At 49.8% G+C, this 23,076-nt stretch carries 22 protein-coding genes, 1 tRNA gene and 1 pseudogene; 17 read left to right on the top strand and 7 right to left on the bottom strand.

Annotated features, from left to right (window positions below; translation table 11 throughout):
• Nucleotides 1-141: 141 nt before the first annotated feature.
• On the bottom strand, nt 142-612 hold the full coding sequence (gene argR, locus DQM29_RS14885; RefSeq protein ID WP_111741418.1) for a transcriptional regulator ArgR: 471 nt from the start codon (nt 610-612) through the stop codon (nt 142-144).
• A 288-nt stretch (nt 613-900) separates the two neighbouring features.
• Between argR and mdh the strand changes: the two genes are divergently transcribed.
• Nucleotides 901-1,839 carry a malate dehydrogenase gene (gene mdh, locus DQM29_RS14880; RefSeq protein WP_111741417.1) on the top strand — a complete coding sequence of 313 codons (939 nt, stop codon included), beginning with the start codon at nt 901-903 and terminating at the stop codon, nt 1,837-1,839.
• A gap of 80 nt (nt 1,840-1,919) precedes the next feature.
• Here mdh and DQM29_RS14875 read toward each other — a convergent pair whose 3' ends face one another.
• The gene (locus DQM29_RS14875) at nt 1,920-2,216 is read right to left on the bottom strand and encodes a helix-turn-helix domain-containing protein (RefSeq protein ID WP_111741416.1); all 297 of its coding nucleotides are present in this window, start codon (nt 2,214-2,216) and stop codon (nt 1,920-1,922) included.
• 478 nt (nt 2,217-2,694) lie between these two features.
• Between DQM29_RS14875 and DQM29_RS14870 the strand changes: the two genes are divergently transcribed.
• Complete coding sequence (locus DQM29_RS14870; RefSeq protein WP_415270872.1) at nt 2,695-3,159, top strand: DNA-binding protein; 465 nt, start codon at nt 2,695-2,697, stop codon at nt 3,157-3,159.
• A 27-nt stretch (nt 3,160-3,186) separates the two neighbouring features.
• A complete protein-coding gene (locus DQM29_RS14865; RefSeq protein WP_111741414.1) occupies nt 3,187-3,576 on the top strand; it encodes a DNA-binding protein in 390 nt (129 codons plus the stop codon).
• A gap of 56 nt (nt 3,577-3,632) precedes the next feature.
• Here DQM29_RS14865 and ispB read toward each other — a convergent pair whose 3' ends face one another.
• Nucleotides 3,633-4,604, bottom strand: coding sequence for an octaprenyl diphosphate synthase (gene ispB / locus DQM29_RS14860; RefSeq protein ID WP_111741413.1), 972 nt, complete (start codon nt 4,602-4,604; stop codon nt 3,633-3,635).
• 253 nt (nt 4,605-4,857) lie between these two features.
• Between ispB and rplU the strand changes: the two genes are divergently transcribed.
• The 4 genes from rplU (at nt 4,858) to cgtA (ending at nt 7,908) form a co-directional block, all read left to right on the top strand.
• Nucleotides 4,858-5,169: a 50S ribosomal protein L21 gene (gene rplU / locus DQM29_RS14855; protein ID WP_111741412.1), complete on the top strand. Its 312-nt coding sequence runs from the start codon at nt 4,858-4,860 to the stop codon at nt 5,167-5,169.
• 19 nt (nt 5,170-5,188) lie between these two features.
• Entirely contained in the window at nt 5,189-5,446 is a 258-nt protein-coding gene (gene rpmA / locus DQM29_RS14850; protein WP_108901277.1) for a 50S ribosomal protein L27, read from the top strand.
• A gap of 214 nt (nt 5,447-5,660) precedes the next feature.
• On the top strand, nt 5,661-6,623 hold the full coding sequence (locus DQM29_RS14845) for a DMT family transporter (RefSeq protein WP_111741411.1): 963 nt from the start codon (nt 5,661-5,663) through the stop codon (nt 6,621-6,623).
• 100 nt (nt 6,624-6,723) lie between these two features.
• Entirely contained in the window at nt 6,724-7,908 is a 1,185-nt protein-coding gene (gene cgtA / locus DQM29_RS14840; protein WP_111741410.1) for an Obg family GTPase CgtA, read from the top strand.
• 63 nt (nt 7,909-7,971) lie between these two features.
• On the opposite strand, the gene dacB is transcribed toward cgtA, so the two are convergent.
• Nucleotides 7,972-9,402 (bottom strand): serine-type D-Ala-D-Ala carboxypeptidase, encoded by a 1,431-nt coding sequence (dacB, locus tag DQM29_RS14835; RefSeq protein ID WP_111741409.1) that lies wholly within the window; start codon nt 9,400-9,402, stop codon nt 7,972-7,974.
• Between the two features lie 311 nt (nt 9,403-9,713).
• On the opposite strand from dacB, the gene greA reads away from it, so the two are divergent.
• Complete coding sequence (gene greA / locus DQM29_RS14830) at nt 9,714-10,190, top strand: transcription elongation factor GreA (RefSeq protein ID WP_111741408.1); 477 nt, start codon at nt 9,714-9,716, stop codon at nt 10,188-10,190.
• A 107-nt stretch (nt 10,191-10,297) separates the two neighbouring features.
• Here greA and yhbY read toward each other — a convergent pair whose 3' ends face one another.
• The gene (yhbY, locus tag DQM29_RS14825; protein WP_111741407.1) at nt 10,298-10,591 is read right to left on the bottom strand and encodes a ribosome assembly RNA-binding protein YhbY; all 294 of its coding nucleotides are present in this window, start codon (nt 10,589-10,591) and stop codon (nt 10,298-10,300) included.
• 121 nt (nt 10,592-10,712) lie between these two features.
• Here yhbY and rlmE point away from each other — a divergent pair, with 121 nt between their 5' ends.
• The 9 genes from rlmE (at nt 10,713) to DQM29_RS14780 (ending at nt 19,279) form a co-directional block, all read left to right on the top strand.
• On the top strand, nt 10,713-11,342 hold the full coding sequence (gene rlmE / locus DQM29_RS14820) for a 23S rRNA (uridine(2552)-2'-O)-methyltransferase RlmE (protein WP_111741406.1): 630 nt from the start codon (nt 10,713-10,715) through the stop codon (nt 11,340-11,342).
• A gap of 52 nt (nt 11,343-11,394) precedes the next feature.
• Nucleotides 11,395-13,344, top strand: coding sequence for an ATP-dependent zinc metalloprotease FtsH (gene ftsH, locus DQM29_RS14815; protein ID WP_111741405.1), 1,950 nt, complete (start codon nt 11,395-11,397; stop codon nt 13,342-13,344).
• Nucleotides 13,345-13,569: 225 nt separating this feature from the next.
• The gene (locus DQM29_RS14810) at nt 13,570-14,508 is read left to right on the top strand and encodes a hypothetical protein (RefSeq protein ID WP_111741404.1); all 939 of its coding nucleotides are present in this window, start codon (nt 13,570-13,572) and stop codon (nt 14,506-14,508) included.
• Nucleotides 14,509-14,566: 58 nt separating this feature from the next.
• The gene (gene folP, locus DQM29_RS14805) at nt 14,567-15,400 is read left to right on the top strand and encodes a dihydropteroate synthase (protein ID WP_111741403.1); all 834 of its coding nucleotides are present in this window, start codon (nt 14,567-14,569) and stop codon (nt 15,398-15,400) included.
• Between the two features lie 7 nt (nt 15,401-15,407).
• Nucleotides 15,408-16,748 (top strand): phosphoglucosamine mutase, encoded by a 1,341-nt coding sequence (gene glmM, locus DQM29_RS14800; RefSeq protein WP_111741402.1) that lies wholly within the window; start codon nt 15,408-15,410, stop codon nt 16,746-16,748.
• A gap of 141 nt (nt 16,749-16,889) precedes the next feature.
• Complete coding sequence (locus tag DQM29_RS14795; protein WP_111741401.1) at nt 16,890-17,615, top strand: glycoside hydrolase family 25 protein; 726 nt, start codon at nt 16,890-16,892, stop codon at nt 17,613-17,615.
• Between the two features lie 275 nt (nt 17,616-17,890).
• Nucleotides 17,891-18,535, top strand: a complete 645-nt coding sequence (locus DQM29_RS14790) for a hypothetical protein (protein ID WP_145960380.1) — start codon at nt 17,891-17,893, stop codon at nt 18,533-18,535.
• 284 nt (nt 18,536-18,819) lie between these two features.
• Nucleotides 18,820-19,152 (top strand): preprotein translocase subunit SecG, encoded by a 333-nt coding sequence (gene secG / locus DQM29_RS14785; RefSeq protein ID WP_111741399.1) that lies wholly within the window; start codon nt 18,820-18,822, stop codon nt 19,150-19,152.
• Between the two features lie 40 nt (nt 19,153-19,192).
• Nucleotides 19,193-19,279 (top strand) — tRNA-Leu (locus tag DQM29_RS14780).
• A gap of 339 nt (nt 19,280-19,618) precedes the next feature.
• Here the strand turns inward: DQM29_RS14780 and ada are convergent.
• Both ada and DQM29_RS14770 read right to left on the bottom strand, forming a co-directional pair.
• Nucleotides 19,619-20,682, bottom strand: a pseudogene (gene ada / locus DQM29_RS14775) (bifunctional DNA-binding transcriptional regulator/O6-methylguanine-DNA methyltransferase Ada).
• 275 nt (nt 20,683-20,957) lie between these two features.
• Nucleotides 20,958-22,388: a pyridoxal phosphate-dependent decarboxylase family protein gene (locus DQM29_RS14770; RefSeq protein WP_111741398.1), complete on the bottom strand. Its 1,431-nt coding sequence runs from the start codon at nt 22,386-22,388 to the stop codon at nt 20,958-20,960.
• Between the last annotated feature and the right edge of the window lie 688 nt (nt 22,389-23,076).

The raw sequence follows: 23,076 nt of genomic DNA, 5'->3' as shown, positions 1-23,076 counted from the left end.
CTTTTTGAGCGGCTCGTTTTTTATTACTTAAAGTGCTTAAGGTGGCTTTCTGTAGGCAATAAAAAAGCCACAGCGGTATGCGTTGTGGCTTATTAAGCGTTAATAACAGAGACGTCGAGCGCTATAAACTAGCGCTATAAACTAAAGCTCTTGCTCAAACAGATCGAGAATTGCCTCGTAAAGCTGCTTAACGCTAAAGCCTCTGGCCGGTGTGGTAAAAATAGTGTCATCTCCGGCAATGGTTCCCAGAATGCCTTCTGATTTACCCATAGAGTCCAGCAGACGCGCTAACAGCTGTGCTGCACCGGGGCTAGTGTGTATAACGACCAGCGCGTCGTTGTAGTCGACGTCCAGCACTAGGTTTTTAAGCGGGCTGGTGGCGGTAGGAACGCCAAGCTCCGTTGGCAGACAGTACACCATTTCCATTTTAGCGTTGCGGATGCGAACGGCACCGAACTTAGTCAGCATTCGGGACACCTTCGACTGATTGATGTTTTCGAACCCTTCGTCGTGCAGTGCCTGTACGATCTCGCTCTGCGAGCTGAGCTTTTCTTCTTTCAGCAGGGATTTGAACGCTTTAATCAGATCTTCTTGCTTGTTTGGGTTTCGCATGCGGTACCGTCTGTTTTTAAATAATCATGGTGTCATTATGAATAAAAATGGGGCAGGACTCAAAAACCTTTGTCGATTCCTGTGAATACCACATATTTTACTTTTTCATCTTGCGACCATAATGCACTTAATTGGCTATATTGATGAACAAAAAGTTTTTAATCGCCGATTTTTTGCAGCATATCTCAAACTTAACGCTAAAGATTGGTGATTCTGCTAACAATCCTCTAAGCTTCTCCCTATCTTTTGCTCGATACATCTAAAGACAGATACAAAAAGGAGTACAGAATGAAAATTACCGTTCTCGGTGCGGCCGGTGGCATTGGTCAGGCTTTAGCTTTGCTGTTAAAAACCCAGATGCCTGCGAATTCCGAGCTTGCTCTTTATGACATCGCGCCAGTGACTCCAGGCGTTGCCGTTGACCTGAGCCATATCCCTACGGCGGTTAACGTCGTTGGCTTTAGCGGTGAAGACGCTCGCCCGGCTCTGAAAGGCGCGGATATTGTGCTTATTTCTGCTGGTGTTGCCCGTAAGCCCGGTATGGACCGCTCAGATTTGTTCAATATTAATGCCGGCATTATCCGCAATCTGATTGGCCAAGTGGCAGAAATCTGTCCGAAAGCCTGTGTTGGCGTGATCACCAACCCAGTCAATACCACCGTTGCCATTGCGGCGGAAGTATTGAAAAAGGCTGGCGTGTACGACAAAAACAAACTGTTTGGCGTTACAACTCTAGACATTATCCGTTCTAGCACCTTTGTTGCCGCGTTGAAAGGCAAGCAGCCACAGGACGTTATTGTTCCTGTTATCGGTGGGCACTCTGGTGTGACTATTCTGCCTCTGCTGTCTCAGATCCCGGGCATCAGCTTTACTGCAGAAGAAGTTGAGTCTCTGACTAAGCGTATTCAAAACGCCGGTACCGAAGTGGTTGAAGCTAAAGCCGGTGGCGGTTCTGCAACTCTTTCTATGGCTCAGGCCGCTGCGCGCTTTGCCCTTTCTCTGGTTCGCGCTATGCAGGGTGAAAAGAACGTTGTTGAGTGCGCCTATGTCGAAGGTGACGGCAAATACGCCCGCTTCTTTGCTCAGCCTCTGGTGCTGGGGAAAGACGGCATTGAAAGCATCAAAGATATCGGTTCCCTGAGCGCGTTTGAGCAAAAATCTCTGGAAGGCATGCTGGACGTGCTGCACAAAGATATTGAGCTGGGCGAGAAGTTCGTTCAGGGCTAATGTCGCCTGATAGATAAAAAAACCGCTATTGGCGTAGGCCAGTAGCGGTTTTTTGTTGTTGTGCCGCTGGGGTTGCTACATCACTGAAGGGCGGCGTCTTCAGCCTTGGTTTGGCTGTGTTCGATTCTCTTTCCCCTGTTTACTTTTAGCCGGTTTGTGATGGGATCAAAATAGCGGCTTGGCCATATTTCACTGGGATGGATGCTTAGCGCTTCTGCGATAAGCCATTCTCCTTTCGGCCATGAACGAACGAGGGCGTTAGCCAGCGTTGATGAGCTCAGCCCAGACTGGCGGGACAGGGCAGCCAGCGTTGTTCCACGTTTACGCAGCGCAGCGATAATGTCTGCGGGGTGCCAGTCCTCTTTCCTTTCGTTCATGTATGTTCTCCTTTCAAAATGTGCTGTGTACATATTAATAAATAGGGGCAGAAAGTTTTTTGGAAATTATTTAATGGAAATAATTTTCTTAATATTGGAAATTTTTTATTTTATTTTTTGCAGTGAATAAGCAATGAAAGTGATCTATAGCTTAAATTTTATAACTATTTCTTCATCTTACCCATTCCTATTAGTTAATTTATTATAAATTTTTTACTTAAAAATTCTATTGATAATTTAATTTTAAGAAAATTTTATTCGATTATTTTCTTTTTTATTTCCACTGTTTGGGTTAATTTTATTTGTTGTTTTTCATGGGATTATTTTCATTTTTGCGACCATGGAGGAAGAATTTGCAACACCTCATCCTGTCTTAAAAGACAGGGGGTGTTTTAAACTCTTCTGTTTTTTTATTAAATTAACTAACATAAGCTTGTTACTGATTTAAATATAATAAAAAAACTCCCGATTAGGCTTGGTGCCAAAGGGTGCATTGTCTGTTTTTGGAAATGCACAGCGTGAGCGCCAATATGCAGGGATTGAAATTAAGGAAGCGTCCTTTATGAAAAAGGAATGGTTTTCAACACATGAATTAACCCGTCTGGACGGACTGCCCTCAACCATTCAGGGCATTAATCAAAAAGCGCGCCGAGAGCATTGGAAAAGTCGAAAGCGAGTTGGTGTTCAAGGGAAAGCGCTTGAATACCACATTGACAGCGTTCCAGAAAAAGTGCGCGCTGCGCTTTTTGCTAAAGAAGAGAGCGATAAATACGGTGTAAGTGTGGGAATGAACGATCCGCTTGTCGTTTGGGTTACGGCATATAACCAGCTGACAGTAGCAGAAAGGGAACGTTTGATTTCTCTCATTGTTCGTGACGGCATCACCGGCTTAATGGAAAGAATTGGGCTATCTACAGATATCGCGGAAGCGGCTCAGGTTTAATCACTCAGATTTTGTAATGGATGACATATGAAAAAAGAATGGTTTGCAGCAAAAGAGCTGGTCGATCTCGGAGGGCTACCGGGTACTGCACAGGGCGTTAATCAAAGAGCGAAGCGGGAAAATTGGGTGCGGCGTCGGCGTCAAGGTGTGCAGGGAAAAGCGGTTGAGTACCATATTGATAGTATTCCTACCGGTGTTCAGCACGTCCTTCGTACGATGGAAGACAGCGTGCTCTACAGTCCGCATGCGGATGAACCGTTTACTATCTGGGTAACCGCCTATAGCCAACTAACGTCATTAGAACGGGATAAGATCGTGGCGCTACTGATGCGTCGAGGTATTGCCGGACTGATGGAAAAAGTGAATTTGCCTGACAGTACGGAGCTGGCAGAGAGCGAAATGCTGTCTGACGCATAAAAAAACGGGCCGCTAGGCGCCCGTTTTGCATGGTATTGTACTACTGAAGAACAGGCTTAGGTGTCACGACGAACGGACAGCCGAGCCAGAGAGGCCAAAGCCTCTTTATATGGGGTATCCGGCAGGCAGGCTAGTGCGGAAATCGCCTTTTCAGCCTCTTCTTCGGCGCGCTGCTGCGTATAGTCTAGTGAACCACATTGTTTCATAGTTTCTAGCACGTCTTCCAACAGGTGGCGACCGTTACCCTGCTCAATAGCATTACGTATTTGCGCTGAACGATCTGGAGTGCCGTTATGCATTGCGTGTAATAGAGGCAGCGTTGGCTTTCCTTCGTTTAGGTCGTCCCCCAGGTTTTTCCCCAGTCGAGCGCCGTCCGCGCTGTAGTCCAACAGATCGTCAATAAGCTGGAAGGCGGTGCCAATGTAGCGACCGTATTCCTGTAGCGCTTTTTCCTGCTCAGGCGTTGCGCCAGCCAACATTGCGGAGGCCTGCGATGCAGCTTCAAACAGCCGGGCGGTTTTGCTATAGATAACCTGCATGTAGTTTTCTTCGGTGATATCTGGGTCGTTGCAGTTAATTAACTGCATCACTTCACCTTCAGCAATCACGTTAGTGGCTGATGACATCAGCTTAAGAATGTCGAGAGAGCCGAGGCTGGTCATCATCTGAAACGAGCGGGTATAAATAAAGTCACCAACCAGCACGCTGGCGGCATTGCCGAAGGCCGCATTGGCCGTCGCTTTTCCCCTGCGCAGGTCTGATTCATCAACAACGTCGTCGTGCAACAGCGTCGCAGTATGAATAAACTCAATTAGCGCTGCGGAGGTGATGTGAGCCTCTCCCTGATAGCCCAGCGCCCTGGCCGACAGAACGGCTATCATGGGGCGAATGCGCTTGCCGCCTCCGCTGATAATGTAGTGACCCAACTGATTGATGAGTACGACATCTGAGTTCAACTGTGCGAGTATCGCGGCGTTAACCGCGGCCATGTCCTTTTCCGCTAACTGCGTGATTTGTTCAATATTCATAGTGTATTTGCAAGTGTTATCGTTTTAATTCAGTGTCGTCCCGCCCGTGTGTACAGAGCTATAGCGATAGAGATTGTACTCGAAAATCAGCATAGATGAACGCCATAAAAAGTGCTTAATCATTTTCACTGATTCTAGGCTTGTAAACGGTCATTTTTTTGCGTAGAATTCGCGCCCTATTGTGAATATTTTATAGCGCGCTTCGCACATTTTTTATTAATTTGGCAGTAAGCGCGCGGAAAGCGGAGTTAATATGTACGCGGTTTTCCAAAGTGGTGGCAAACAACACCGAGTAAGCGAAGGTCAGACCGTTCGCTTGGAAAAGCTGGATGTCGCAACTGGTGAAACGATTGAGTTTGATCAGGTGATGATGGTCGCAAATGGTGATGGCGTTAAAATCGGCGTTCCATTCGTAGACGGCAGCAAGATTAAGGCAGAAGTTGTGGCGCACGGTCGTGGCGATAAAGTTAAGATCGTTAAGTTCCGTCGTCGTAAGCACTACCGTAAGCAACAGGGCCACCGTCAGTGGTTTACTGATGTTAAAATCACTGGTATCAGCGCTTAAGGTATAGGAGAGCGGATAAATGGCACATAAAAAGGCTGGCGGTTCCTCACGAAACGGCCGCGATTCTGAAAGCAAACGCCTTGGCGTAAAACGTTTTGGCGGCGAATCTATTCTTGCTGGCAACATTCTGGTTCGTCAACGTGGGACTAAGTTCCACGCGGGCACCAACGTTGGTTGCGGTCGCGACCATACGCTGTTTGCATTAATCGACGGCAAAGTGAAGTTTGAAGTAAAAGGCCCGAAAAACCGTAAGTTCATCAGCATCGTTGCTGAATAATTTTTCGAGCTTTAGAGACTTAAGGCCCTGCAATGACATTGCAGGGCTTTTTATTTGCATACTCTCCGTACTTCAGGTCAGCAGGAAGGCACTCGCCGAAGGCTTGAATTATTTAGCATAGAGTTTATGTTATCCTGTTGGTTGAAAAACCGTCAGTCTTCGTTTCGGCTGGCGGTCAGTGCATGGTTTTTTTTCATCTCGGAGCCGTTGGGCAATGTCTCAAGTTAAGCAAAGTATGGCATTAGGCGTTACGTTCGCTTTAATCACCGCCGTGTTGTGGGGTGCCGTACCTATTGCAATGAAACAGCTTTTCCCCGATATGACGCCGTATACTCTGGTTTGGTATCGGTTCATTATTTCATCGGTAGGCTTAGGATTAGTGTTGGCGTTTCAGCGCAAGCTGCCCAGATTGAAGCTGTTTCGTCGTCCGCGTTGGCTGATTATTCTACTGATCGCCGCGCTGGGTCTAGTAGGTAACTTTGTCTTCTTCAGCTCGGCGCTACAGTACCTGACGCCGACGGCTTCCCAAGTTATTGGGCAGCTTTCACCGATAGGCATGCTGTTTGCCAGCGTGCTGATCCTGAAAGAGACGATGCGCATTACGCAAATTATTGGCGCTATCACGCTGGTAGTTGGCATGGTGATGTTTTTTAATACCAACCTGATCGAGATTTTTACCCGTCTGACAGACTACACTATGGGCGTACTGCTCGGCGTGTGTGCTTCGGTGGTGTGGGTTGCCTACGGCGTAGCGCAAAAGATACTGCAGCGAAGGCTTTCAGCATCCCAGATTCTGTTTTTACTGTATGTGTTGAGCACAATTTTTGTTACGCCTTTAGCTACGCCATCAGAGATATTTAATCTGAACGGCTGGCAGTTGGCGTGCCTGGCGTTTTGCGGGCTCAATACTCTGGTGGCCTATGGCGCCCTCGGTGAGGCAATGGCTCGCTGGCAGGTGGCGCAGGTTAGTGCACTGATCACGCTGACGCCTCTGTTTACGCTGATTTTCTCCGATCTGTTAGCTGTCGTGTGGCCAGACATGTTCTCCATGATGGTGCTGAACGTCATGGGCTATAGTGGCGCTATTATTGTTGTTTTGGGGGCGATGTTTTCTGCTGCGGGACATCGCCTGTTTTCTCGGCGCTCAGAGAAGCGGCCGGGAATATCGATTAAGTAGGTTTATCCTCTGCTCGCCCTATAGCGTGCGATGATGTGTAAATAGGATAGACTGAGAGAAAGTGCCCCGACAGTGTCGGGCAAACGTGTGGAGAGTAAGAATGAAATTCGTTGATGAAGCCGCCATTCGCGTTGAGGCTGGCGACGGTGGCAACGGCTGTGTTAGCTTCCGCCGGGAAAAATATATTCCTAAAGGCGGCCCGGACGGCGGTGACGGCGGTGACGGCGGCGATGTGTTTATGCTGGCCGATGAAAACCTAAATACGCTGATTGACTATCGTTTTGAGAAGTCATTCCGCGCTGAGCGCGGGCAGAACGGCCAGAGCAAGGCCTGTACTGGTCGTCGGGGTCAGGATATCACCATTAAGGTGCCGGTAGGAACGCGCGTTCTGGATCAGGGAACGGGAGAGGTGCTGGGTGATTTGACCAGCCACAACCAAAAACTGCTGGTGGCGAAGGGCGGTTTTCACGGCTTGGGCAACCTGCGGTTCAAATCTTCGGTTAACCGGACACCGCGCCAAAAAACCAACGGTACGCCGGGGGACAAGCGCGAGTTGCTGCTGGAGCTGATGCTGTTGGCTGACGTCGGCATGCTGGGTTTGCCTAATGCCGGCAAGTCTACGTTTATTCGCGCGGTTTCTGCCGCCAAGCCGAAGGTCGCTGACTATCCGTTTACTACGCTTGTCCCAAGTCTGGGTGTCGTGCGTATGGACAGTGAGCAGAGCTTCGTTGTTGCCGACATTCCTGGGCTTATTGAAGGCGCTTCTGACGGCGCAGGGCTGGGAATTCGCTTTCTTAAGCACCTTGAACGCTGTCGCGTTCTGCTGCACCTGATTGACATTGCGCCAATCGATGAGTCCGATCCGGTTGAAAACGCTCACGTTATTCTCAATGAGCTACAGCAGTACAGCGAAAAGCTGGCGCAAAAGCCGCGCTGGCTGGTGTTCAATAAGGTTGACCTGCTGGATGCTGGAGAAGCAGAGGCTAGAGCCAAGGCAATTGCCGACTCGCTGGGCTGGGAAGACAAATATTATCTGATTTCCGCGGCTAATCGGGAAGGGATCACTGCGCTTTGCTGGGACATCATGGCGTTCCTGAATGCGAACCCTAAAGAGCTCGTCGAAAAAGACGCTGAACCTGAAAAGGCCGAGTTCATGTGGGATGACTACCATCGTACCCAGCTGAGCAACGCTGACGCCCACGTTGTTGACGACGAAGATGATGACGATTGGGACGACTGGGATGATGAAGACGACGAAGGCGTAGAGATTATTTACGAGCGCTAATGTCTCTTTAAAAATGAAAAGGCCGCGAATACCATTCGCGGCTTTTTTAATTCTCACTCACGATCAGTTAGCGCTATAAATATCCCGATAGAGTGTGCTTTCAAATCCGGACAGGGTCTTTTTACTGTTCCCTCTTTCCTGCGGCGTCATTGCGTATCCTGACAGGAACTGTACGAAGGCAATCCGCTCTCCGCTGGCTGTGGTCATAAAGCCCGCAAGGTTATACACCCCCTGCAGTGCGCCAGTTTTAGCTGATACTTTCCCCGTTAGCCCAGCCTCTTTAAAACCGCTGCGCGCGCGCAGTGTGCCGTCCTGACCGGCAGTAGGCAGCATAGAGATAAAGTTCAACTGCTGGTCGTGCTGGGCGATGTACTGAAGGATCTGCATCATGGTGTCTGCCGCAATCAGGTTGTGGCGCGAGAGGCCAGAGCCGTCGGCCATTACGGTATTGCCTAAGTCGATCCCTGCCTGTTTGCGCAGGATTTGACGCACGGCGCTGGCGCCTGAACGCCAGGTTCCCGCTACGCCAGACTGCTTATAGCCCATGGTGCGAAAGACCGTATCCGCGATGGTGTTGTCTGAGTTTTTTAGCATGACTTTTAGCAGATCGTGAAGCGGTGCCGACTGTGTTTGAGCCAGAACGCGACCTGGCTTAGTTGGGGAAGTTTGGTAGCGGACTGCGTTGCCAATCTGTATTCCTGCCTGGCGCAGTTCGCTTTTGATCACTTTCGCTGCGTAGTCACTGCCGTCCTGAATTGAAAACGATAACGTGATGGGTTTTTCCTGCGGCGTCAGGCAGCCGGTCAGGCTGTAACGCTGGTTTTCCCCGGCCGTTACGTCAAATTCACAAAAACGACCTTCGGGCGCGTTGCGCGGGTAAACTTTCACCTGACTGCTTACCTGAACGGGATAGTAAGAAGCGACTTGAACTGTCGCCGTGCTGCCGGCCTGTTTAGGGGTTTGCAGAGAAACAGAAAAGCAGTTTTTATCGATAATAGCGGCTGATGCCGGTGCGCTGAAGCACTGAGTCATGTCGTTCCAAGACCAGCCCGGCGCTTTGTCGTGGCTGGCGAACACTGACGTATCGACAACAAGCCCACCGGAAACTTTCTTTACACCCTGCTGCTTAAGGCTTTGGATCATGCTGCGCAGCTGCTGGCGGCTAAGGGTTGGATCTCCGCTAAAGCGCACAGTCAGATCGCCATTTAGCGTGCCGTTATTGACAGCTCCGCCTTCCAGCGTCGTTGCGAAGCGAAAATCTGGCCCAAGTTGAAGCAGAGCCGCTAGCGCAGTGACAACCTTTTGTGTGCTGGCGGGAAGGGTAAGCTGTTTATCCTGATAGTCGAGAACGGGAGACGATGCGCCCACTTTCTGAACCTTCAGTGAAAGAGATGCGCCTTCCGGCAGCAGGCCAATGTACTTGTCAGCCTCTGCGGCTTGGGCAAAGGCGCTAAGCGCACAAAGTGCGGCGCCGAACGTGTTCAATAAACGCATAATGGATAATTACCTGCTTATCTGCAAATCGCGGTGCAAAAATGACGAACAGAGTGTATCACGCTTTAGTCGGCTAATTTATACCCCGATTGCTATATAGGCAGAGGAGCAGGGGAACCCGAAAAACTAAACGATGACCCCGATGGAACTCTCAGGTAAAATAGCGCCTTCCTGTGACTGCCGTTTGGCCTGGTGATTAACCCGGGTCGGGTCGCTTTTGTCTGTTTGGACGAGCGTGCGGCGGGGTACTTAAGCTTTTAAACAGTCGCTGTGACTAAAAGAGAAAACGGCGATTCTAGAGGGATAGTAGTATGCGACAAATTCCAATGACGCTGCTGGGCGCAGAACGACTGCGCGAAGAGCTGGATCATTTGAAAAACGTGCGTCGGCCTAAAATCATTGCAGATATTGCCGATGCTAGAGAGCACGGCGATCTGAAAGAAAATGCTGAATACCACGCAGCGCGTGAGCAGCAGGGGTTCTGTGAAGGCCGAATTCAGGAAATTGAAGCAAAGCTGTCCCACGCTCAGGTCATTGACGTTACAAAAATGCCTTACACCGGCCGCGTGATTTTCGGCGCAACGGTAAAGGTCATGAATCTGGATACGGAAGAAGTTGTTGTTTACCGCATCGTGGGCGATGATGAAGCTGATTTCAAACAGAACCTGATTTCTGTTAACTCACCGATGGCACGCGGTTTAATTGGCAAAGAGGCTGACGATGTGGTGGTTATTAAAGCCCCCGGCGGTGACGTAGAATATGAAGTGCTGAACGTCGAATACCTTTAAGAGAACGCTCTCTTTCAGGCAAAATTAGTTCTCTCAAGTGTAAAGAAATGAAAAAGGCGACGAAGGCCGCCTTTTTTCTCCGGGTTTCTCTGGGAAACTGTCCGGGTTTAGCGCGGAAGGGCGATTTTCTTGTCTTTACTGGGCTTGTAAAGTACCAGCATGCTGCCGATGACCTGCACGTTGCACGCACCGGTTTCCCGAACGATAGCATCGACGATCAGCATTTTGGTTTCTCGCTCTTCCGTTGAAATCTTGACTTTGAGCAGTTCGTGATGCTCCAGAGCCTGTTCGATTTCGGCGAGAACGCCCTCAGTCAGGCCGTTGGAGCCGATCATGACGACCGGCTTTAGCGGGTGTGCCAGGCCCTTTAGGTGCTGCTTTTGCTTGTTAGATAAGTTCATTGTCTTAATGTCGATTTGCTGTTGGGGTTGAAAACGGCATATTCTACCGCCATCTGACACTTAGCACCAACTTGGCGTGAAGTTGGAATGCACCCTAATATTAGTACAGTTGGAAAACCAAATGGGTAATAAAAAGCGTTCAGCCAGCTCGACGCGCTGGCTACAGGAACACTTTAACGACAAATACGTTCAGCAGGCACAGAAAAAGGGCCTTCGCTCACGGGCGTGGTTCAAGCTTGATGAAATACAGCAGACCGACCGGCTGTTTAAGCCCGGCATGACCGTTGTTGACCTAGGGGCTGCGCCCGGCGGATGGTCGCAGTATGCGGTGACGCAAATCGGCGGGCAGGGGAGAATTATCGCCTGCGATCTTTTACCTATGGATCCTATCGTCGGTGTCGATTTTCTTCAGGGCGACTTTCGTGATGAGATGGTGCTTAAGGCGCTGTTGGAAAGGGTCGGGGAAAGTAAAGTTCAGGTCGTGATGTCCGACATGGCGCCTAATATGAGCGGCATGCCAGCGGTTGACATCCCCAAGGCGATGTATTTGGTCGAATTGGCGCTGGAAATGAGTAAAGACGTGCTGGCGCCGGGTGGAAGCTTTGTTGTTAAGGTTTTCCAGGGGGAGGGGTTTGACGAGTACCTACGTGAAATCCGTTCGTTGTTTACCAAAGTAAAGATTCGTAAACCTGATGCTTCTCGAGCCCGTTCCCGTGAAGTATACATTGTAGCGACTGGGCGCAAACTATAGTACCCTAACGCGTATTGTTACGTTAACACCATTGTAATATGAGGTTAATTCCTTGAGTGATATGGCGAAGAACCTAATTCTCTGGCTGGTTATTGCAGTTGTTCTGATGACAGTGTTCCAGAGCTTCGGCACGAGTGAGACCGGCGGGAGCCGTACTGACTATACCGAGTTTATGTCTCAGGTCAGCAATAAGCAGGTGAAAGAGGCCAGAATCAGCGGGCGTGAGATCAAGTACAAGATGGCTGACGATTCTCCGCGCACTACCTATATGCCGACGGAAGATCCTCTTCTGCTGAGCCTGCTGTTGAAAAATAACGTCAAGACGGTTGGTGAGCCGCCGGAACAGCAGGGCTTCCTGCAACAGGTATTCATTTCCTGGTTCCCAATGCTGCTGCTTATCGGCGTCTGGATATTCTTTATGCGCCAAATGCAGGGCGGCGGCGGTAAAGGCGCCATGTCGTTCGGTAAAAGCAAGGCGCGCATGCTGACGGAAGAACAGATCAAAACCACCTTTGCTGACGTAGCGGGCTGCGATGAAGCCAAAGAAGACGTCAGCGAGCTGGTTGAGTTTCTGCGTGAGCCGAGCCGTTTCCAAAAGCTGGGCGGCAAGATCCCGAAAGGCATTTTGATGGTGGGGCCTCCGGGCACCGGTAAAACCCTGCTGGCCAAAGCGATTGCCGGCGAAGCGAAAGTGCCGTTTTTCACTATTTCCGGCTCTGACTTCGTTGAAATGTTCGTGGGTGTGGGTGCATCCCGCGTTCGCGACATGTTTGAACAGGCCAAGAAAGCCGCTCCCTGCATCATCTTTATCGATGAAATTGACGCCGTTGGCCGTCAGCGCGGCGCTGGCTTAGGCGGTGGTCACGATGAGCGTGAACAGACGCTGAACCAGATGCTGGTTGAGATGGACGGTTTTGAAGGCAACGAAGGCGTTATCGTTATCGCTGCGACCAACCGCCCAGACGTGCTTGACCCTGCGCTGCTGCGCCCGGGTCGCTTTGACCGTCAGGTTGTTGTTGGTCTGCCGGACGTTCGCGGTCGCGCTCAGATCCTGAAAGTACACATGCGTCGCGTGCCGGTTTCTCCGGACGTGGACGAATCCGTGATTGCTCGCGGTACTCCGGGATTCTCCGGCGCTGACTTGGCTAACCTGGTTAACGAAGCGGCGCTGTTTGCAGCCCGGACCAAGAAGCGCGTTGTGTCGATGGTCGAGTTTGAAAAAGCCAAAGACAAAATCATGATGGGCGCTGAGCGCCGTTCGCTGGTGATGACGGAAGAGCAGAAAGAGTCTACTGCCTACCACGAAGCGGGCCATGCGATCATCGGTCGTCTGGTTCCGGAACACGACCCAGTGCACAAGGTAACGATTATTCCTCGCGGTCGCGCGCTGGGCGTAACGTTCTTCCTGCCGGAAGGCGATGCCATCAGTGAAAACCGTCAGAAGCTGGAAAGCCGCATTTCAACGCTGTACGGCGGTCGTTTGGCAGAAGAGCTGATTTACGGAGTGGAAAAGGTGTCTACGGGCGCCTCCAACGATATCAAAGTGGCGACCTCTATCGCCCGCAACATGGTGACCCAGTGGGGCTTCTCTGAGAAGCTTGGGCCGCTGCTGTATGCGGAAGAAGAGGGTGAAGTATTCCTGGGGCGTTCTGTATCGAAGAGCAAGCACATGTCTGACGAAACGGCACGCATCATCGATCAGGAAGTGAAAGCCATCATTGAGCACAACTATCAGAGAGCCAGAAAGATCCTAGAAGAAAACATGGATATCCTTCACTCAATGAAGGATGCGCTGATGAAGTTCGAAACCATTGACGCTCCGCAGATTGACGATTTGATGGCTCGCCGTGAAGTTCGCACACCGGCTGGTTGGGATGATGCCCAAAACGGCGGCATGAAGCAGCCGCCTGCGGGTAGCGCACAGAACCCACCGCCGGCGTCTGAAGACAAGCCGTCGCCTGAGTTCAATAAAAACGCACCCAGCGATAAGCCAGCAATGTAACATTCGCTGAGCGGCAGTATCCAACGGCTCTCCGGTTAAACGGAGAGCCGTTTTTTTTGACTCAAGAAACGACAGCGGCAAAGGGAGCAATGTGGTATTGTAACGTCCGGATATTGGGCTATATCGCCGTAGGACGCGGTTGAAAATGTCGATACTGTGAAAGTCAGAAACGGCGTTTTCTTATGCTCAGGGACTGTTAATGACATCATGGAGTTACATTGCGCTATGAAGATTCACCGTTTAGCGGCTGCACTGCTTTTTTCCCTCATTGGTTTCATAAGCTCGGCGCAGGCGCTGGAAAAGATCCCCGGTATTGCCGCATCGATTAATCCTCCTGAAGGGTTTATTCCTTCAGCGCAGTTCTCCGGCTACTTTAATGAAAAAAGCGGCGCCTCTATTATGGCGACTGAAATGCCTTCTTCGCTGGGTGAAGTACAGCACGGCTTTATTCCTGACCTGCTAACCGTCAAGGGCGTGAGCATTTTAGGATCAGAACAGGCGGAGCATCAGGGGAAAAAGCTCTGGCTGTATAAGATTTCACAGCGCGCTGGGAATGATGTCTATCACAAGTGGATTTTATTACAGGGTGACGAGAAGGGCACTCTGATGCTGGTAGGAACCTTTCGGGCGGCCAACGATGCGGATGAAGGAGCAAAGATTAAAGAGGCTTTGTTGAGCATTGAGGTTCAGGATGCGCTAAGAAATCAAGTGAGCCTGGATGGCCTAAGCTACAAGATTCAGGAAAGCGAAAGCCTGAAGATTACCAAGCGTATGAATACGGCTCTGGCGATGACTCGCCCAGGCGACCCGTTCCCATCAGAAAGCGCTGAACCTCTGCTGGTTATCGCACCTTCATTTGGCAAAGTTGAAACCGGCGATCTGGCGGCGTTTGCTGAGAAGCACCTAAAGAGCACCGCATCACTCATTGAAGCCGAAGTTGTGAAAGGTAGCGTGAAGAGCCTGAAAATAGGCGGGCTGGATGCTGTTGAGCTACAGGCTAATGCTGAAGACGCTCGTAATCACCGTCCGGTGAAGGTTTATCAGGCTATTGTCGTTTCTGCCGATGGGTACTATGTCATTAAGGGGATCGTGAAAGCGGAACTGAGTGAGCAGTTTATGCCGGAGTTTAGTCGCGTTGCCCACAGCTTAACGGTCGGCCAGTAGGAAATGATTACAGAGATGTTTATCGGTTTGTTCTGTAGTGAAAAGTGAAAGAGGCGCCATGAAGCTAGAAAGCCGAGGACTTACGCTGGATCTCAACTACCCTCAGGTCATGGGGATCCTCAACGTTACGCCGGATTCGTTTTCCGACGGTGGTCGCTATCGCCATGTTGACAGCGCGCTGCGCCATGCCAACGACATGATTCAGGCGGGGGCGACCCTGATTGATATTGGCGGTGAATCTACTCGACCTGGAGCGGCCGACGTATCCGTTGAAGAAGAGCTGGAGCGAGTGATCCCGGTTGCCGAGGCGCTGACGCGTAATTTTGACGTGTGGGTGTCCGTCGATACTTCCAAGGCTGAAGTGATGCGGGAATCCGCTCGCGCAGGCGTTCATCTCATTAACGACATTCGTTCACTTCAAGAGCCGGGTGCGCTTGAGGCGGCGATTGAATCTGAGCTGCCCGTTTGTCTGATGCATATGCAGGGCATGCCGAGGACCATGCAGCACGAACCCCAGTACCAAGACGTTGTCGCTGAAGTCGACGCGTATCTGGCGGAACAGATTGAACGCTGTGAAAAGGCGGGTATGGCGAGAGAGAAAATAGTGCTCGATCCCGGCTTTGGTTTCGGTAAGAATTTACGACACAACTATCAGCTGCTGGCGCATTTGTCCCAGTTTCATCGTTTTGGGCTGCCTTTACTGATTGGCATGTCGCGTAAGTCGATGATTGGCCAGCTGTTAAACGTGCCACCTGCTGAACGGCTGGTTGGCAGCGTGACCTGCGCGATGATTGCCGCGATGCAGGGCGCGCAGATTATTCGCGTACATGACGTCAAAGAAACGGTAGAAGCAATGAGAATTGTGGAAGCTACGCTTTCCGAAAGGGGATAAAAATATCATGAGCAGCACACGTAAATATTTCGGCACTGACGGCATTCGCGGCAGAGTGGGTGAACATCCTATTACGCCAGACTTCGTTCTTAAGCTGGGCTGGGCGGCAGGGAAAGTCCTAGCGCGCCACGGTTCTCGCAAAATCATTATCGGTAAAGATACGCGTATTTCTGGCTATATGCTGGAGTCAGCCCTTGAAGCTGGCTTAGCTGCTGCCGGGCTTTCGGCGTCATTCACCGGGCCAATGCCGACGCCAGCGGTTGCCTATCTGACGAGAACCTTTCGTGCGGAGGCGGGCATCGTTATTTCCGCATCTCATAATCCCTTTGATGACAACGGCATCAAGTTCTTTTCTATCGACGGCACTAAGCTGCCCGACGAAGTAGAAGAGGCCATTGAGGCTGAAATGGAAAAACCTTTGACCTGTGTAGAGTCTGCCGAGCTGGGTAAAGCCAGCCGGATTAACGACGCAGCGGGGCGCTATATCGAGTTCTGTAAAGGCGGCTTCCCTAGTGAGCTAAGCCTGAGCTCGATTAAAATCGTTGTTGACTGCGCTAACGGCGCAACCTATCACATTGCGCCGAGCGTGCTGCGTGAACTGGGTGCGGAGGCCATCGTGATTGGCTGCGAGCCGGACGGCATGAACATTAATGAAAAGTGCGGCGCAACTGACGTGCGGGCTTTACAGGAACGCGTTCTGGCAGAAAAGGCCGATGTTGGCATCGCTTTTGACGGTGACGGTGACCGCGTGATTATGGTTGACCATCTGGGCAATAAGGTCGACGGCGATCAGATAATGTATATCATCGCCCGTGAAGCGTTGCGTAAGGGGCAGCTGAAGGGCGGCGCTGTCGGGACGCTGATGAGCAATATGGGCCTTGAACTGGCGCTCAAACAGTTGGGTATCCCGTTTGCCCGAGCAAAAGTGGGTGACCGCTATGTGCTGGAAAAAATGAATGAGCTGGGCTGGGCTATTGGTGCAGAAAACTCAGGTCACGTTATCCTGCTGGATAAGACCACCACTGGTGACGGGATCGTCGCGGGTCTGCAGGTGCTGGCCGCCATGGTGCGTAACCACATGAGCCTGCACGATCTGTGCAGCGGCATGAAGCTTTTGCCACAGGTGTTGGTTAACGTTCGCTTCTCTGGGCAGCATGACCCACTGGCGACAGAAGAAGTGAAGCAGGTAACTCAGGACGTCGAGAAGGATTTAGCCGGTCGCGGCAGGGTGCTTCTACGCAAATCAGGTACAGAGCCGCTGATCCGCGTAATGGTAGAAGGCGAAGATGAGCAGCAGGTTGTGACGTTGGCAAACCGTATTGCCGACGCGGTGAAGGCTGCAGGCTAGCCGTTATTTGGTCAGCGAATAAGCGTATAGATGAGGAGCTAGGAGCTTGTTCCTCATCATTCTATCTATATCTCCATATAGAACCTACTTATTAGGCTGACCTTTTAACACAGTTTGACGAGGATAAGGGATTAAGAAAGCATGCGAATAAAGCATCTCCTTGGCACAGTATGCGTAGTGGCGGTATTCGCTGCTTGTTTTGTTTATGCACTTTATCAGGGCATTGTGCGGCTTAACTACCCCTCTCGTGATGACTTCCCTATTCAGGGCATCGATATTTCACATCACCAAAAAGAGATTGACTGGGACAGGCTTAAGGTGTCCGAGATTCAGTTTATTTTTATAAAAGCAACGGAAGGCGGGGACTTTAAAGACAAACGCTTTCAGCTTAACTGGCGAGATGCGCGCGACAGAGGATTCGCTGTTGGCGCCTATCACTTTTTTACTTTTTGCAGCAGCGGAGCCGATCAGGCGGATAACTTTATTTCTTCCGTTCCCCTAGAGAAAGGCACTTTGCCGCCGGTTATCGATCTAGAATACGGAGGTAACTGCCAGCTGACATCGGGAAAGCAAGAGGTGCTTAGAGAGGTTGAAATACTGGCTTCACGCCTTGAGAAGGCTTACGGCAGAAAGCCTATCCTGTACGTTACCAAAGAGTTTTACAATGATTTCCTGATTGACCAAATGCGAGAAAATGCAATTTGGATCAGAGATATTTTTGGTAAGCCCACACTGGCAGAGCCCGACAGAGACTGGCTATTCTGGCAGTATGCCAACAGAGGAAAGCTGGAGGGTATTGAAACCTTTGTTGATTTTAACGTCTTTAATGGAAAAAAAGATAAATTTGAAACGCTTATAAATAATTAACCACATCGATCATGACGTAATGTAATAGTTATTGTTTAACACCGTTTTGTGATGATAAAATCCTGCCCGAATGGAATACAGTAAATAATATATAGGGCGCAATGATGACAATGAAGTTGTCTTTTATCCGGTTTTTTCTACTTTCATGTCTAGCTACCTTTTCCTGCTTTTCTTATGCCAGTACTGCACTTAGTCCGGAAGACAAGGCCATATTCTCTTTTAATCTCGCATTGACGGAAAATTCCGCACACTCTCTTGCATTCACCTCGTTTCGCATGAAAAAGCTCAAAGAAGTGACTTTTCGCAACGGGGAATGGCTAAGCTCTAGCGAGGTTGATTATAGTCCTGAAGGAAACGTTCTGCGCGTTAAGCGGCGAGATAAAAGCCGACGCGGAGAGTCCGTAACCTATGTTTACAAGGACAGCCAGGGCTGGGTGAAGAGCATTAACTGGCTTATTAACGGCAAGATGAGCGATGTTGGCAACGTGGTTATACGCTACCGTCAGGACAGTCAGGGTCGTATTGTAAAAAGCGAACTGATAAACAGCGGGTGGATGAGGGAGTTCTTCTACAACGCTGACGGCCAGCTGACCGAGATTATCGAAAAGTCCCGAGTAGAAGAAGAGTACAGCGAAGGCTATGCGGTAAAACGCTATCACTACAATTCCAGCGGCCTGTTAGCCAGAAGCGACTCTCTTTCTGGGGACAGCAATCACGTCTCCTCTTACTATTTCGACTATAACAAAGAGAATGCCCTGCAGCGGATTATTGCCGAAGCGAAGTCACACTCTCAGCATAGAAATCGTAGTGAGAAATTCTATAGCGGCTACGATCACAACGCCAACTGGCTGCGTGCAGAGTGGGGGCCAGAAGAGAATCGCTTTACACAGGAACGAACCATCGAATATTACGAAACTTAAGTATTAACTATATAGCGCGCGGCAAATCGTCGTTTGGCTATATAAGAATGGATAAAGCAGAGGGACTTCCCTTATAATAGGGAAAACGAGCCGCAAGAGTGCAGGTAAAACGTTGGTTTTTTCTACAAATGCGCAGGATGAATAAAAATGCGCTTGCACCTCTTTGTGGCTTTCGTTAGTATTCACACCCGCTCCGGTTAGGTTGAGATAGGCTTGAGATCTCCCTTCTAATTAGCCGGTAAAGCATTACGACGGGGTATCCCGCAAGGATTACAGGCAAGAATATGTACGAAGCGCTTCTTATTATTTTCCTGCTGGTGGCCATTGGTCTGGTCGGCATGGTTATGCTGCAGCAGGGCAAAGGGGCCAACATGGGTGCCTCTTTCGGTGCCGGAGCTTCAGCAACGCTGTTTGGCTCAGGCGGTTCGGGTAACTTTATGACCCGCACCACGGCGATTTTAGCCGCGCTGTTTTTCATTATCAGTCTGGCGCTGGGCAACATGAGCAGCCGTCAGGAAAAGAAAGTCGGCGAATTTGACGACTTAAGCGCGCCGGTGCAGGTTGAGCAGGTTGCTCCTGTTAAGCCAAATACGCCGAGCAGCGATATCCCTAATTAAGGGAACAGGTTTAAACCGGTGGAGTCATCCATCGGTCAGTGCCGAGGTGGTGGAATTGGTAGACACGCTACCTTGAGGTGGTAGTGCCCGATTGGGCTTACGGGTTCAAGTCCCGTCCTCGGTACCAATATCAAATCAATAGACGTCAATGGACGTCTATTTTTTTGCCTGTAATCCGCGTAAATACTGGCTTTCCTTCATTTCATACTCTCTCAGCACCTACTCAATTCAATCGACATCAATCGACTCTTGTTGGTATAAATGTTGGTACATTTTTACTTTGCAATATTTTGTATTTTACTGCGATGTAAAGGAGGGCTGACGGATACAAAGTTACATTCAACGAAGCCAGGCAATAAGGTAGGTCAGCTATACGATGGCGTTGGGATGTACCCTCTGGTTCACCCCAACGATTCTAAATATAAGACGATTGGCACACTGTGTTAGCGATAGTAGCCAGCATAACTTAAGCTTCCGCTTCTCGCCGCAGAAGCTCTCGCTTGCGCTCCACGCCCCAGCGATAGCCCGAAATATCACCATTGCGCCTTACGACACGATGGCAGGGGATGGCTACGGCGATGTGGTTTTTAGCACACGCCTGAGCCACTGCGCGTACTGCCTTCGGTGAACCAATACGGTTTGCGATATCCGCATAGCTTACTGTAGTACCCGGCGGGATCTCCCGCAGTGCTCGCCAGACGCGTTCCTGAAAAACCGTACCTTTCACATCCAGAGGCAGGTTCAGCCCCATTGAGGGGGCTTCAATGAAGCCTATTACCTGCGCAATTAGCTGTTCGAACTCACCATCACAGCCAATGATCTCAGCATTAGGGAACTGATCCTGTAGGTCGCGCACCAGGCGATCCGGATCGTCGCCGAGTAAAATTGCACAAATACCGCGCTGACTTTGCGCTACCAGAATAGCGCCCAGTGAGCACTGGGCTACCGCAAAGCGGATCGTGGCGCCAGTCCCTCCTGCCCGATAGTCTCTCGCACGCATGCCGAGAAGATCGTCTGCGGTTTCGTAGAATCTGCTGTTTGAATTAAAGCCGGCGTCATAGATGGCGTTTGTGATAGAGGCATCTTTACAGCTTAACCCTTCTCGCAGCTTTCGGGCGCGATAGGCCGAGCTGTACGCTTTCGGCGTTAGGCCTGTTTCTGCTTTGAAGAGGCGATGAAAGTGGTACGGGCTCATACCCACCTCAGCAGCTAGCTCATCAAGCTGAGGCGGTGTCTCTGATGCTTCTATCGTTCGGCATATGCGAGACACTAGAGCAGCACGTTCGGCTGCGGCACTGGATTGGTTGCCATAATCACGACGGCTGCTTCGATATCCTGCGGCTTCTGCGGCCTCTGCCGTATCAAAAAATACTACGTTTTCCCTTTTGGGTGCCGCGTAGATGAACTCGGCCTGCAGTACACGCCTGTTGTTCGAACAGCATAGACGAAATGGCTGTCCGCAATAGGATCGCGAGCCATCACCGCCGCCCAGCGTTCCTCATCTGTTTTGTAAGCAACGGTCTTATTCATAGTAAATTTCCTGTTCTCGGTCATCGTGTGACCACTATAGGCAGGTATGGCACCGCAAGCACTCCGATTCTTGCTCTTTATATTTTTCGAGATTATACCGAATACGTGTCATTGCCACAGGCGGGTGATTTATCATTTGAATTCAGGGACGCGAGAAGCTACGTTCGTCATGCGCAAGCGAACTGTAAGATTTTTTCTTACAGTTCGCTGATATCGATGCTTTCAGGAGGGGAAGAATTAGCCTTAGATATGTATTCCAAGGTTGAATCAGAGTGTCATTTACTGGTCCATCCCATATTTTTTAGCGCTGCATCAACGGCCGCGATTGCCCGCTGTACGTCCTGCGCATCCGTTTGCCAGTTACACACAGAGACTCTCATGCAGCGTATGCCGCGCCATGTAGTATTACTGAAGAAGGCTTCACCGCTTTTAGCCACTGCTTCGGTAATTTTATCGGTATAGACGTCATGGTCATGCTGTTTGGCATCAGGGCGAGGATCAAGAAAACCAATCAATCCCTGATTAACGCTGGGTTCCCAAACTAACTTAGCCCCATGTAGTGCAGAAATTCCCATGACTAAATCATGAGCCGATTTGCAGCTTGTATTGATTAATTCAGCGATCCCCTGTCGGCCGAGCTGCCTCAGGGCAGCATAAACTGCAAATCCGCGCCCCCGGCGGGACCACTCAGGATTCCAGTCTTTTTGTTCGCGAACGCCGTCATTGTGTGTGATATAGCTGGCCTCGTAGGACATGGATCTGCGATGAGCGTCTGGATGAGCGACAAACGTAAAGCCGCTGTCATAAGGCACGTTCAGCCATTTATGGCCATCAGTTGCCCATGAGTCAGCAAGCTCTACGCCCTTCAAAAGATGCCTATGATTCGGACTGGTATTCGCCCATAGCCCAAAGGCTCCATCAATATGAACCCATGCGCCGTAGCGGTGTGCTAGCGGAATTAGCTCTTCAAAATTATCGTATGCGCCGATGTTAAGGTCGCCCGCCTGTAGCAGCACAATAGTTAATGTATCCGGATCTTCTTTCAAAGCCTGTTCCAGCGTTGCCGCTTCAATTTTCCCGGCTTGATTGGCGGATAAACCAACAACCCTCTTTGTTCCCATACCTAATAGGCGAGTTGCTCGTGTAATACTCCCGTGGAATTGGTCGCTACTTAGGATACGAATTGCTGGTGCACCAAATAGACCATCGGATTCAACCTGCCAGCCGCGGCGCGTCAACAGCTCATTGCGCGCTGCAGCCAATGCTGTGACGTGTGCCATCTGACAACCGCTGGTCAAAGCAAAGCTGGCGTGTTCAGGCAAGCCAAGTAGGTCCTTTAGCCATCGACCACAGGCTTCCTCAATAACGGCTTCAGCTGGCCCACAAGAGTATGAAGCGGCATTTTGATCCCATGTGCTTGTTAACCAGTCAGCCGCTAGAGCCGCTGGTAGAGAACCTCCTATAACCCAACCGTAAAAGCGCCCGCTTGCGCTACCCATGATACCGCCGTCCGTATCGGCGACTAAATCATCAATGACCTGCTCGGCGGTGAGCCCGTTGATATTGAGAGGTTTATGCAGTTTTTCGCGCAGTGTCTCTAAACTTGCACTCGCAGCCACTGGGTTATTTTTCAAGTTGTCTAAATGTTGAAGTGCATGTTTCAGTGTATTTTCAAGAACGGATCGAAAAGCAGATGCCTGGGCCATTTTATCTCTCTTTTACATAGAAATTATGATGTTAGTGAAAACTTCTCGAATTTCATGATGATGTCAATTCGAAGAAACATTCGATATATCAGGCTCTACAATAGGGTGAAGTGTACTATTTAAAACTCCGATTCTTGCGGCACAATTCTGGTCTGGGTGGCACCGCTATCTACACTCAGATATTCGCCATTTTTCTGTATTAACATCAGATATAGGCGTTAATGAATGTCGCGACAGCTGCCTGAATCGTTTTCGTAGGCAAACTGCGCCTACGAAGGCGCTAAACTTATCGCGAATCCTCTCATTTAGGTTCCTGATATCTCTTTGTCTTAAATATAAAATATCGTACTAGTACGCCTAATTATGCAAAATCCCCCTTCTTTAACTATGCGCCACTATACCCGAAATATTGTATATTTATTGTCCAATAAATCTCGAAAGACGCTATTTACCTATTTATGAATATAGAGTGTGCTTGGTTTAAATACCTAAATGATAATTCCTTTGACTATTTTTAATGATTTTTTATTTTAATGAAATGGATAATTATTATTTTGATAAGTAAATTGAATATCTAACTTATTAGTTTCACCCTATTCAAATAAAGTAAACATTGTGAATTATAGCTGTGGTGAAGTTATTTGTAATTCGGATTTATAGCGATAAATTTACCCTTTTTTAATTTTCT

It is taken from the genome of Leminorella richardii, assembly GCF_900478135.1.
GTDB lineage: Bacteria > Pseudomonadota > Gammaproteobacteria > Enterobacterales > Enterobacteriaceae > Leminorella > Leminorella richardii.
This window is presented reverse-complemented; position numbering and strand designations above follow the sequence as displayed.

Excerpts from the sequence above, each read along its gene's own strand:
- argR (WP_111741418.1), bottom strand. The coding sequence starts at position 612 with ATGCGAAACCCAAACAAGCAAGAAGATCTGATTAAAGCGTTCAAATCC.
- mdh (WP_111741417.1), top strand. The coding sequence starts at position 901 with ATGAAAATTACCGTTCTCGGTGCGGCCGGTGGCATTGGTCAGGCTTTA.
- DQM29_RS14875 (WP_111741416.1), bottom strand. The coding sequence starts at position 2,216 with ATGAACGAAAGGAAAGAGGACTGGCACCCCGCAGACATTATCGCTGCG.
- DQM29_RS14865 (WP_111741414.1), top strand. The coding sequence starts at position 3,187 with ATGAAAAAAGAATGGTTTGCAGCAAAAGAGCTGGTCGATCTCGGAGGG.
- ispB (WP_111741413.1), bottom strand. The coding sequence starts at position 4,604 with ATGAATATTGAACAAATCACGCAGTTAGCGGAAAAGGACATGGCCGCG.
- rplU (WP_111741412.1), top strand. The coding sequence starts at position 4,858 with ATGTACGCGGTTTTCCAAAGTGGTGGCAAACAACACCGAGTAAGCGAA.
- rpmA (WP_108901277.1), top strand. The coding sequence starts at position 5,189 with ATGGCACATAAAAAGGCTGGCGGTTCCTCACGAAACGGCCGCGATTCT.
- DQM29_RS14845 (WP_111741411.1), top strand. The coding sequence starts at position 5,661 with ATGTCTCAAGTTAAGCAAAGTATGGCATTAGGCGTTACGTTCGCTTTA.
- cgtA (WP_111741410.1), top strand. The coding sequence starts at position 6,724 with ATGAAATTCGTTGATGAAGCCGCCATTCGCGTTGAGGCTGGCGACGGT.
- dacB (WP_111741409.1), bottom strand. The coding sequence starts at position 9,402 with ATGCGTTTATTGAACACGTTCGGCGCCGCACTTTGTGCGCTTAGCGCC.
- greA (WP_111741408.1), top strand. The coding sequence starts at position 9,714 with ATGCGACAAATTCCAATGACGCTGCTGGGCGCAGAACGACTGCGCGAA.
- yhbY (WP_111741407.1), bottom strand. The coding sequence starts at position 10,591 with ATGAACTTATCTAACAAGCAAAAGCAGCACCTAAAGGGCCTGGCACAC.
- rlmE (WP_111741406.1), top strand. The coding sequence starts at position 10,713 with ATGGGTAATAAAAAGCGTTCAGCCAGCTCGACGCGCTGGCTACAGGAA.
- DQM29_RS14810 (WP_111741404.1), top strand. The coding sequence starts at position 13,570 with ATGAAGATTCACCGTTTAGCGGCTGCACTGCTTTTTTCCCTCATTGGT.
- folP (WP_111741403.1), top strand. The coding sequence starts at position 14,567 with ATGAAGCTAGAAAGCCGAGGACTTACGCTGGATCTCAACTACCCTCAG.
- glmM (WP_111741402.1), top strand. The coding sequence starts at position 15,408 with ATGAGCAGCACACGTAAATATTTCGGCACTGACGGCATTCGCGGCAGA.
- DQM29_RS14795 (WP_111741401.1), top strand. The coding sequence starts at position 16,890 with ATGCGAATAAAGCATCTCCTTGGCACAGTATGCGTAGTGGCGGTATTC.
- DQM29_RS14790 (WP_145960380.1), top strand. The coding sequence starts at position 17,891 with ATGAAAAAGCTCAAAGAAGTGACTTTTCGCAACGGGGAATGGCTAAGC.
- secG (WP_111741399.1), top strand. The coding sequence starts at position 18,820 with ATGTACGAAGCGCTTCTTATTATTTTCCTGCTGGTGGCCATTGGTCTG.
- DQM29_RS14770 (WP_111741398.1), bottom strand. The coding sequence starts at position 22,388 with ATGGCCCAGGCATCTGCTTTTCGATCCGTTCTTGAAAATACACTGAAA.